At 61.2% G+C, this 938-nt stretch carries 1 protein-coding gene; it reads left to right on the top strand.

The genetic code is table 11. The features are described from left to right. On the top strand, positions 1-925 hold a 925-nt coding region (locus NW820_RS12780; RefSeq protein ID WP_414407690.1), incomplete at its 5' end, for a mechanosensitive ion channel. Positions 926-938: the final 13 nt, after the last annotated feature.

Here is a 938-nt window from a genome sequence, read left to right on the forward strand (position 1 = left end):
GGGGCCGCTGCAGCCGGTGCAAAACCTGCTGGATCAGTTGCTGTCGATGGTGCCGCGGATTTTGGGAGCGCTGATCATCGGTGCAGTGGGCTGGTTTTTGGCCCGCATCGTGCGTGGGATCGTCTCCAATTTGTTGGTGGCAGCAGGGGCAAATCGGTTGGGGGCACGCTTTGGCGTTCCCCAGTTGGCCCAGATCGTCGGGACGGTGGTGTATGTCTTGGTGTTGATCCCGGCGGTGATTGCGGCGCTGAATGCCTTGGAAATTCGGGCCATCTCCGATCCGGCGGTGGCGATGCTGGAGCAGGTGTTGCGGGCCATTCCCTTGATCGCGGGATCCGCTTTGATCCTGGCCGTCTTTTACTTGCTGGGGCAATTTTTGGCCAGCTTGGTAACCCAGTTGCTGCAGGCGGTGGGTTTTGACCGTCTGGTCGCGGGGCTGGGCTTGCCCCTGGCCGCTGCTCCTGAGCCTGAAGGGGATCCCGCTGCCAAACGTCGCACTCCCTCCGAGATCGCCGGCTTGGTGGTCTGGGTAGGCGTGGTCTTGTTTGGGGCGGTGCCGGCAGTGGAGTTGCTGCAGTTTGCCGCCCTAACCGACATTGTGCAGGGGCTGTTGCTGATTTCCGGTCGGGTGCTCATCGGCGCCCTGGTGTTTGGGATCGGTCTTTATTTGGCCAATTTGGCCCACTCTATGATCAAGAGCTTGGGTAGCCCTTCCTCAGGGGTACTGGCCCAGGCGGCGCGGGTGGCTATCTTGGTTTTTGTTGGCGCCATGGCCCTGCAGCAGATGGGCGTGGCCACCGACATTGTGGTGTTGGCTTTTGGTCTGGTTCTGGGGGCGATTGCCGTGGCGGTGGCGTTGGCTTTTGGGTTGGGAGGTCGCGATGTAGCTGCCGAGCAGATCCGGCAATGGCTCAAGAGAGAGTGAGAGCAGGTTTTGT

This window comes from Synechococcus sp. R55.7, from assembly GCF_047461955.1.
GTDB lineage: Bacteria > Cyanobacteriota > Cyanobacteriia > Thermostichales > Thermostichaceae > Thermostichus.